Source organism: Leptospira soteropolitanensis, from assembly GCF_026151655.1.
Lineage (GTDB): Bacteria > Spirochaetota > Leptospiria > Leptospirales > Leptospiraceae > Leptospira_A > Leptospira_A soteropolitanensis.
The window spans coordinates 1-10,093 of record NZ_JAMQPN010000015.1 but is presented as its reverse complement, the minus strand read 5'-3'; the positions used below and the strand labels follow the sequence as shown (position 1 = coordinate 10,093).

Genomic DNA, 10,093 nt, shown 5'->3' with positions numbered 1-10,093 from the left:
AACCGACGTAGGCTGGCCCTGAGTCCCCGGAGGGGACGTTAGGGATTGGCACGACGCTTGCGAAAGCAAGAGGAGTGACAAAAGCCTATGTGTCGTAGACCGAACGAGGGCGCAAGTCCCGAAGTGAAGCGGTTAGTTGCTGTTATACGACGTGCTAAAATTGCTATTTATAATTTTTATAGCATAAAACTCTTGAGCAATCGCTTAGGCATGAAATTTTTATTTTCTTTGAAATTTCAGAGTCGACAGAATGTGTGAAAATGCTAAAAATCATCGCATAATTTGGAATGTTATTACAGCTTTCATAACATGCCTTTTTTTCATCACAATCCTGAAACAAAGAGTTTCGATTAATGGAATAATCATACTCTGGTCTAAATTTTTCCTTTGATTGGATTGTGTAATAAGGAAATGTAAATATGAAGAGTGATAATAGTGAGTTAAGGGTTAATTTCACAAAGGTTTAGTTCTCCCTTAATTAAAGAATCTTTAAAAAGGATTATTTTTTTCAAATTACATAATTTGTCTTTATAAGTTTCAATTTGAAAGAAAAGGTCAGTTGGATTATTCGATTGGAACTTGGATAAAGTGATATTTTTCATACAGGTTTGAAAATCTGATTTATCATAATGAATATCTCTATGGCATCCGAAATCTACCTGCTCAAGTGTAAAAAGAAAATAGAATGCCTGATTCGGGTAATATTCAGCGGTTTTCAGAAAAATGACACTTGAATATTCTTTTTGTGCATCATTTAGGCTAATTAGTGAACCTTCATTTACGCTTTGATTTTTTACACATTTAGAAATTGTGAAAACACAGATAAAAATTAGTAATTTTGTATGGAAATGGGTTTTCATTTTGATAACTTACTGTTTGTTTTTATAAGACCATAGGCTATTGTTTTTGTTAAATATTTAAGATTAGTTTTTAGCATGTCGTATAACGAACTAGGCTTACTGAAGTTCCCTGACCCTGAGTCCCGGAACGGGACGTTAGGGACTGGCACGTAGTTTGCGGCTGCAAACGAGTGACAGAAAGGGAATTTGGCGTAGCCCGAGCGAGGGCTTGTCCCGAAGCGAAGCAGTAAGCCGCTGTTATACGCTGGTTGCTACTATAGAGTTAAAGCTTATCCCAACTGGGAATCTTATCTTTCTTTCCGACTTTTCCCATAACTTTCTTAAATCCGTCTTCAATTGATTCTTTAGTTTTGCCTTGAATACGTTTTTTGAAAAAGTTAGCAGTATCAATGTCACTAATACCTCTTGTAAAAGCGTATAAAGCAAATTGATTAAGAGAAACACCTTGTGTAGCTGCAGTTTTCTCAATTCTTTCTTTAAGATCTTCTGGAATTCGAATAGTGAGAACATTTTTTTTATTCATAATTTAATCTCCAAAATTTAGCAAAATCGGTAGGAGTAATAACTTTAAAAGAATCAAATTTTAGATTTTTATTTTCGTTAAAATCTTTTATATTTGAAGTAATGAGATATCGACTGTTACTAGCGAAAGCCAGTTCAACAAAAAGATTGTCGTTTTCATCCCCAAGATTCGGTCTTAGTAGATAGTTAATTGAAAAAGGCGTAGCCACCAAAGCAAGGAAGTCCAAAACAAGATTGATTTCCTTCTTTGATAAACTCAGATCAGAGAGCGACTTATCTCTAAGTAAAACATCAGAGTATTCTACGAAAACTGGAGTTGAAAGCGCTAATTCGATTCGTTTGTTTTCAACTAAAGTTAGTATAAAATGCGAAGCACCTCTACTGTCTCTGAGAGCTTGATATATGACATTTGTATCAATGGTTACTCGCACAGATTTATGATATCAAATATGCTATCATAAATCTACTAAATTTTATGAGATTTTTGATCTAGTTTCGTAATTTTCTCTTTTTTTTCGGCAAGATTATTAACTTTAGCAACTTGCGTATAACGAACTAGACTTAACGACGTTTCTCGACCCTGAGTCCCGAAGGGACGTTAGGGACTGGAACGACGCTTGCGGAGGCAAGAGGAGTTCCAGAGAGGAATGTGTCGCAGACCGAGCGAGGGCGAAGTCCCGACGCGAAGCGTTAAGTCGCTGTTATGCGAAGGCCAAGTTGAAAACCAGAATAAATTTAAACCACCGCTTGCGCAGTAATTCATTTTTGTTTTATTTTGTATTGTTCATATTTTAATTTAATATACTCTTCGCTCATTATGCCTGTCCTTTTACCATCGAAAAGATAATATCTACATGAAAAATTTGTATTATCTGGAATCTCCCCTGTATAAATGTCAATCCCATTAATTAAAATTGTAGGTGATCCTTGAAAGTTAAGTTTGGCAGCATCTTCAGGACTTTCAATTTCAACAATTTTTACTTCATTAATATTAATAACATTTTTTTTTATTAGTGTTTTTAGATTATTTAAAGTAGTACTTGCATTTGGACAATCATTAAAATATTGAAACTCAATCATCTAAAATACCATCACTAATAAAATTTTGAAATCGGCTTTCTGCTTTGTATTCATCACGATAATAAACCTATATTAATATTTAGACTATATCAAAACCGAGAGATTGACAATTCATATAATAGTAATTTCTCCAGATTTAACTCATAATTGCTAATTCGAAGTTTGAAATTCTTATAATTAAAAGTATCAACTAGGCTTGCGCATAACGAACTAGACTTACCGAAGTTCCCCGACCCTGAGTCCCGGAACGGGACGTTAGGGACTGGCATGTAGCTTGCGTAAGCAAGGCGAATGCCAGAAGGGGAATTTGGCGCAGCCCGAGCGAGGCCTTGTGCCGAAGCGTAGCGGTAAGTCGCTGTTATACGCAGTTTTGCATTTATCGATATTTTAAATTTAAATCCGTAAAGATTACGTTTACAAGTTTTTCTGCTAAACCAGCGGGAACTAAAAGATTTAATTGATTTCTATGTGGTGTATAAAGATAATTCTCATCTAATGATTTTAGCAAATGTAAATGACTTATGTATGATAGAACTAAAATACGTATCTGCAAAGCATCATATCTTAGATTTTCATCTTGTTGAACCCCAACCTCTAAACCAAACATTTTGTTGAAATTTTCTATTGAATGTTTTCTTTTTAATACTTTTAAATTTTGATGTAATTTAACCAAAATAATCTGTAAATTTGTACTAGTTTTAAGCATTTGGCGATAAATTGGAGATCTAGTAAAAAGTGAATACTCATAATAAACTTCACTCTGATTATACCAATTAAATTCTTCTGAATATTGTTTATAGAGTGCTATAAGCTCATTTCTTTCTTGATTTGAATTTTGGGTAATTCTTTCAATTTCTTCGATTAGCAGACCAAATTCATAGCGATTTGCATACTTCGCCTCTTCTAAAAGTTTAAAGGCTCTTTGTTTTCTTTCAAATAGATATTTTTCTCTATTTTCTTTTTGAATAGTGCTCTCCGTATCATTATACTGATATATACTGAAGCTGAAGGTTAGGATTGCAAGAAGTATTGTTATCTGGTTTATGTTCTTTGAAAGCCAGTTTTCTGAATTTTTTTTCTGTAGATCTTCAATTTCTAATTTTATTTTTTGTATTGATAACTCATCAAGATTATTAGTCACGTTTATATCCTGTAATTGTTTGATTGCAAAATTGCGTATAACGAACTAGTGTAAACGACGTTCCCCGACCCTGAGTCCCGGATGGGACGTTAGGGACTGGAACGACGCTTGCGTAAGCAAGAGGAGTGCCAGAGGGGAATGTGGCGTAGCCCAAACGAGGGCGCAAGTCCCGAAGTGCAGCGTTTACATGCTGTTATACGAAGTGCCATTTAATCATGAATGCTTTTGATAAGATAGTCTTTTACGAATTGGTTTGGTCTCCATCCGGACATTAATTTGTCTACGAAAAAATTATCTGCTATACTTAATCCTACGCCAGTTACCATGCCTACTTTTCCTGGAAGAAATTTTTCCAGTATTAAGCCAGTTATTCCAAAGAATATCCATCTATAAACTTTGTCAGGAAGTTTCGATAGATAATCTTCTTTTATAATTTCTGAATGGTATGAGTCCAGAATATCTTGGTCATTTTCTTGTGTGTTTAACCATTTTTTGAATTTATTTGAATGAAGTATAGCATTTGTTAGTTTTGAAATATCAATATTTCCTGAATCGTATTCTTCCTTAATTGTTTTGAGACTAGGATTGATTTTTTTAAGAAAATTTTCTTTCTGAAAATTACTTCTTAATAGTTTTTCTGATAAATAACTTAATCGAAGGGACAATAGGTTATTTTTACTGTTAGTACTTATTATTTCACTTAAATTTTCAGATGAGCAGTAGATATCGGATTCAATTCCTAATATATCTGCAAGGATATTTCCTGATCCAAGAATTATTTTTTCCTTTCCGATTTTTGAAATTATTGTATTAATTTTTTCAAAATCAAGTGTTGAATTTATTGAAAATCCGTATTCATTTTTTTCCAAGCTAAAGGTACCTAGGTTTAATTCTTCTGAATTAGGGACATATCGATTAAGAATTCCTTTATATGCTTTTTCTATATATTTCTTATCTAGAAAAACTTCTTTTGCAATTTCTTTAAATGGAATTGAATGTTTAAATGATTTTGTTTGTTCAATCAGAAGTTTAGCAATTCTTTTTCCTTTCCCAGTTCGATTAGTAAATAGAATACACGCTTTTTCTAGCTCTGATTCCTTTGTAATATTGTTGAACTGTTGGATTTTAACATTGTGTATGAGTTTATTGTTCGTATCTAGGTTTGTTTCTATTGCAGAATATGTTTCATTAAACATTAACTCAAGTGTTTCAGATTCAATTAATTTAATTAGATTATCAATCCCTAATTCTGTTAGGATTTGTAAGAATGCTTTTTTTGTTGAACAGATTACTATAGTCTTTCTATAGAATAGCATGGATTCCAGAATTAGACCAATATCTAATGGTCTATCTAGATATTCTTCTTCTGTTTCAGTTATTGAAATTCTTTCAAACATATCTATGGCATTTCGTATAACGAAAAAGCTTACCGACGTTCCTCGTAGCTGAGCCTCAGTATGAGGCGTTAGCGTCGGCGCGATATTTGCGGAGGCAAAAATCGTGCCGGAGAGGAATGTGTCGCAGACCGAGCGAGGCCGTAAGTGCCGAAGCGCAGCGGTAAGCGGATGTTAATTGCAGTAGGTTTCTATTGTTATAGATAATAGTCGAAAGGGAAATCTCATCAAGCGCGAAAATTTTCGATCCGAATCTTTCTTCTCTTATAAATCTAGATTGGAACTAGTGAATTAAAAACTCATCTTTCTTAGTTTAATGAGAAAATTACCTTCTTTAGCAAATCACAGTTTAATAAAAGATTATTTGGGTAGAGTTTCCACTACTAAAAGGCAGTTTTATATTAATTCCTCAACCCCTTCTAAAGAAAATTTTCGCGCGTTATTTTTGTATGATTTAACCTATTGCAATTAACGAACTAGTGTAAACGACGTTCCCCGACCCTGAGTCCCATCGGGACGTTAGGGACTGGCATGTAGCTTGCGTATGCGAGCGAATGCCAGGAGGGGAATGTGTCGCAGACCAAGCGAGGCCGTAAGTGCCGAAGCGCAGCGTTTACATGCTGTTATGCGTAGTTGCAATATGTTTAATAATTAGCTACAGAAAATCTGAAGGTATTTCTTCTAGCTTATTCAATATCATTCGATCCTGGAAATATACCAAAGGATTGCATTCTTGGATTATTGGAGTAGATTGCTTCCCAGCCACGCTTACCATTTTCTAAAAACTCTTCTAATTCAACTGACTCGTAATTAGGAGTTAAAATATCAAAGCTATCAAACCAGATTCTAATATCAATATGTTTGTTATAATTTTCTTGAAATAAGTCTATTGTATTAGTAAGTCCAGATGTGTGATTAGAGTTAAAATCAAAGCTTAATCTATCTTTCCATGTATCGTAAATCTCGTTTCCGCGATTAATGAACTCCCATCCATAAATTGAACGAGCACCAAATTTCTGAACCACTTCTCCGATATTATGATAGTCGAAAATTTCAGCTTTTGCAGTAGAATCATCCCATCTTGCATTCCTAAGTGAAGCAACAAACCGACCTACCGACTTAAAAATAAATAAAAGTCTTTTATCCTTTGGAACTTCTCCGTTCTTATTCATTGTGATTAAATCAAAGGTACAAGCAACAATACTTTTTTCTTTTTTGAATTCTATTCCTAGTAAAGTAGCTTCGTTGAAAGCCAGGTCGATTTGATCCCTTAATTGTTCATTAATATTCATATTAATTTTATTCAGGTTTATTTTTTTTGCAATTACGCATAACGAACTAGACTAACCGACGTAGGCTGGCCCTGAGTCCCGAACGGGACGTTAGGGACTGGCCACGACACTTGCGCAGGCAAGGGGAGTGCCAGAAGCCTATGTGTCGCAGACCGAGCGAGGGCGAAGTCCCGAAGCGAAGCGGTTAGTTGCTGTTATACGTCGTTGCTTTTCTATTAATTTTTAATTAATTTGCTTTTAAATTCATTCAAAAGTTTATATGCTAGTTGCGTAATTTTTTCACTATACTCGAAACAATCGCAGAAGAATTTTAAGTCAATTTCAAAACCAGCGCTACTTTCTGTAATGGTTACTTGATCTCCCTTTATACCTATAGTATTAAAGTTTAAGCCAGTTTTTGATTTATCTCTTAAGTTTTTCATTTTAGAAAACCAATCAAAATACCCTTGAATTTGCGAATCGATTATTTTGTGAGTATCTGTATTTTCCTTTTGCAAAATTCTATTCATTGATGTAAAATTCCCAGGAGAATTTCCAAAGCTTAAATTTATTATTTTAGCGCAAGAATCTTGAAAGGCTCTGATCCAAAGTAGATGGGACTTTATGTTTATACTTATTCTATGCACGAATGGTAAAAATTCGAAATTTTCATAACAATGATTTGAATAGAATTGATTTATTTGTAAGGAAATGAAGTTTCCACTTAAATTATGCATATTAGAATAAGATTTCAAATGTTCTCTGGTAATTATTTGATTTTGCTTTAAACCAATGGTATATCCTTCTTTTAGAATTTCAGCAGAGAGAACGACGTCATATAGCAAAGTATTAAATTGAGTTTGTAATTCATAAAATGAATCATTTTTTTCTGATCATTTCTTATCTCTCTATAGTATTGTACTATTTCGGATAGAATGAATTCTATTTTCCTCGATTTATCAAAGAATACGTTTTTCAGAGAATCAAATTGCCTGAAGTATTCTTCAAAATTATCATCAATAATTGGAAAGAATGTCGTTAAGTAAGTTTCTGAGTTTTTCGTCGTACATAATAGACAATCAAAGAATTCTGGTATATATTTTGAATTTAATTCTGGCGTCCATGTATGTAGATGTCCGCAATTTCCGAGGAGTGTATAATTTTTCCCTGAATTAAAGAATAATTTAACTTTCCTTCTTTCTATATTCATAAATTTATTTTTGTGTATTTAATAGTATAAGAATAGTTCTAAGCAATGACGTATAACGAAAAAGCTTACCGACGTTCCTCGTAGCTGAGCCTCAGTATGAGGCGTTAGCGTCGGCGCGATATTTGCGGAGGCAAAAAATCGTGCCGGAGAGGAATGTGTCGCAGACCGAGCGAGGCCGTAAGTGCCGAAGCGCAGCGGTAAGCGGATGTTAATTGCAGTAGGTTTCTATTGAAATAGATAATAGTCGAAAGGGAAATCTCATCAAGCGCGAAAATTTTCGATCCGAATCTTTCTTTTCTTATAAATCTAGATTGGAACTAGTGAATTAAAAACTCATTTTTTTTTCGTTTAATGGAAAAATATAAATCTTTAGCAAATCACAGTTTAATAAAAGAATCTTTGAAGAGAGTCTCCACTACTAAAAGGCAGTAATATATTAATTCCTCAACCCTTTCTAAAGAAAATTTTCGCGCATTTTTTTGTATGATTTAACCTATTGCAATTAACGAACTAGGGGAGACGACGTTCCCTGACCCTGAGTCCCGAACGGGACGTTAGGGACTGGCACGTAGCTTGCGTATGCGAGCGAGTGACAGAAAGGGAATGTGGCGCAGCCCAAGCAAGGCCGTAAGTGCCGAAGCGCAGCGTTTCCCTGCTGTTATCTGCAGTGCCGCGCAGAAGCTATTGGGGCATTTTTGGATAGACTGGAAAGTCTACTAGGGCTGCCACCACCAGGAGGATCGGTAGACGGAAATTCCTCTATCTTCCCAGTAAACTTTTTCCCACATTGATTTTTTTTCTTCACCACCGAATTTTGCTGAATCATGTAATTTATCGAAGACTTCTTGAGTAATAAAGGAAGAATAAGAATTTAATCGCAGGTCGCATAATTTTGCTGCATAATTAGCTGCTCTTCCAACCCAAACTAAATCATTAGAACCTCGAACACCCGTTCGAGCTACAAATAACTTGCTTGTATCAATTCCGACTGCTTGTTCAAGCTGAAAAGATGTTGTAGTATAGTGATTTTTAATTTCCGCATTTATTACTTTTCTTACAACATAATTGATTTGTAATGCTGCTTTTGCTGCAGATGTATTTTTTGATTCGCCAATAAAAACTGCCATAACACGATCACCATCGAATGCGGTAATCACGCCATCATTGTTTTTTATTATTTCGCATGCTGATTTTAAGTATACTTTATATATTTCGGCTGCAAACCAATCTTTATATCCCATTACTAAGCCAGTAGAATCTGCCATATCTGCATATAATACTGTTCCATCGAGTTCAACAGCATCATTTCCTAGTTTTATATCACTAGTTTCGGGAACTACTCTACCTTCACGAGTTTTCCATTCTGTGTTTAAAATTTCTTTTATATCAGATCGTAATTCGTCTAGTGTCTTCATTTCAACGAGGTCCTTTTTCGCGAATTACTTTTCGAAGTTCATGACTTGCTGGGGATAGCCTTATGCTTAAGGTTTCAGATAAATTATTACTGTAAGTTATTGGAATGACACCCATTAGATCGGTAGGAATCTTTAAATCTACTCCTCTGGGAGATATCATAACTGTTCTTTCTCTGCCAATAGAGCCGATCAAAAGACCTAACTCAAAAATAACATTATCTCGCGGGGCTTCTGTACTTGTGTCTCGAGATAATACTTTGTCATCTGCGGAGATCACCATTACACCAAAATCACATTCTTGTATTTCCCTGACTAAATTTTCTATAGGAGTAGCACTTGGACTAAAGACCCCATTTGTCCATAATTTGACAGTAAAAGTATCATGCTCAAATAATGATTGAATTTCTCTGGCAATATCTAGACCTTCAGATGATGATCCAATAAATACGACAGGTTGACTCCTTGGAGGACTATGGAACTTATTCCTTTCCTTAAGTCTTTGTGATAACTGAATAGCAATCCTTCGCCAAACTTGTGGATTAGTATTTGCGATGGCGGAAAAATCTCGCTCTGAAATTTTTGCAACTACGCTATTTTCAGCAGCCCTTACAGAAGCACTTCTTCTAGCTGTAGAATCAATCAAAGCCATTTCTCCAATATGTTCTCCTGCATAACGGTTGGCAACTTTCCTACCATTAACAATTATATCCAATGAACCGCTTAATATTAAGAATATATCATTATCACTTGCATCTTGATGAATCAGGAAAGACCCAACCGTTATTTCTTTTAACTCAATTTTATCGATGAGTGCATCAACTACTTTAGTTTCTCCCCTAATAAGTATTTGATCTGCTAGAATATCTTTTAAACGGTTTAATCCATCCTCACCTTGAAAACGTGGAAGTAGGCTGTCAGGTAATTTAGAGTCTTCAGGATTCATTTTTTATTCCTCATGTATTAGTAATATCGCAAGCTTGTCACAAATGACAAGAGATATAAATAAAGTTGTGTGGCATTGCAGATAACGAATTAGCCTTCCCGAAGTTGTCCGACCCTGAGTCCCTGGAAGGGACGTTAGGGACTGGCACGTAGCTTGCGTATGCGAGCGAGTGACAGGAGGACAATTTGCCGTAGGCCGAGCGAGGCCTTGTGCCGAAGCGTAGCGGGAAGGCGCAGTTATACGACGTAGCGGATGTT

General features: G+C 35.1%; 10 protein-coding genes. All 10 read right to left on the bottom strand.

The window, feature by feature from the left end; genetic code table 11:
* Nucleotides 1–440: 440 nt before the first annotated feature.
* The 10 genes from ND811_RS18500 to ND811_RS18455 all read right to left on the bottom strand — a co-directional run bounded on the left by ND811_RS18500 (nt 441) and on the right by ND811_RS18455 (nt 9,836).
* Nucleotides 441–860 carry a hypothetical protein gene (locus tag ND811_RS18500; RefSeq protein WP_265353480.1) on the bottom strand — a complete coding sequence of 140 codons (420 nt, stop codon included), beginning with the start codon at nt 858–860 and terminating at the stop codon, nt 441–443.
* Nucleotides 861–1,122: 262 nt separating this feature from the next.
* Nucleotides 1,123–1,383, bottom strand: coding sequence for a toxin-antitoxin system HicB family antitoxin (locus ND811_RS18495; protein ID WP_002981142.1), 261 nt, complete (start codon nt 1,381–1,383; stop codon nt 1,123–1,125).
* On the bottom strand, nt 1,376–1,813 hold the full coding sequence (locus tag ND811_RS18490; RefSeq protein WP_265353479.1) for a putative toxin-antitoxin system toxin component, PIN family: 438 nt from the start codon (nt 1,811–1,813) through the stop codon (nt 1,376–1,378). The genes ND811_RS18495 and ND811_RS18490 overlap by 8 nt, the downstream gene beginning before the upstream one ends.
* A 328-nt stretch (nt 1,814–2,141) precedes the next feature.
* Nucleotides 2,142–2,462: a DF family (seleno)protein gene (locus ND811_RS18485; protein WP_040507220.1), complete on the bottom strand. Its 321-nt coding sequence runs from the start codon at nt 2,460–2,462 to the stop codon at nt 2,142–2,144.
* Nucleotides 2,463–2,838: 376 nt separating this feature from the next.
* Nucleotides 2,839–3,603, bottom strand: a complete 765-nt coding sequence (locus ND811_RS18480) for a hypothetical protein (protein WP_265353478.1) — start codon at nt 3,601–3,603, stop codon at nt 2,839–2,841.
* A 209-nt stretch (nt 3,604–3,812) separates the two neighbouring features.
* On the bottom strand, nt 3,813–5,000 hold the full coding sequence (locus tag ND811_RS18475; protein WP_265353477.1) for a hypothetical protein: 1,188 nt from the start codon (nt 4,998–5,000) through the stop codon (nt 3,813–3,815).
* Nucleotides 5,001–5,683: 683 nt separating this feature from the next.
* Entirely contained in the window at nt 5,684–6,289 is a 606-nt protein-coding gene (locus ND811_RS18470; protein ID WP_265353476.1) for a hypothetical protein, read from the bottom strand.
* 215 nt (nt 6,290–6,504) lie between these two features.
* On the bottom strand, nt 6,505–6,798 hold the full coding sequence (locus tag ND811_RS18465) for a hypothetical protein (RefSeq protein ID WP_265353475.1): 294 nt from the start codon (nt 6,796–6,798) through the stop codon (nt 6,505–6,507).
* 1,396 nt (nt 6,799–8,194) lie between these two features.
* Nucleotides 8,195–8,893 (bottom strand): adenylate/guanylate cyclase domain-containing protein, encoded by a 699-nt coding sequence (locus ND811_RS18460; RefSeq protein WP_265353474.1) that lies wholly within the window; start codon nt 8,891–8,893, stop codon nt 8,195–8,197.
* A gap of 1 nt (nt 8,894) precedes the next feature.
* A complete protein-coding gene (locus ND811_RS18455) occupies nt 8,895–9,836 on the bottom strand; it encodes a TIR domain-containing protein (RefSeq protein WP_265353473.1) in 942 nt (313 codons plus the stop codon).
* Nucleotides 9,837–10,093: the final 257 nt, after the last annotated feature.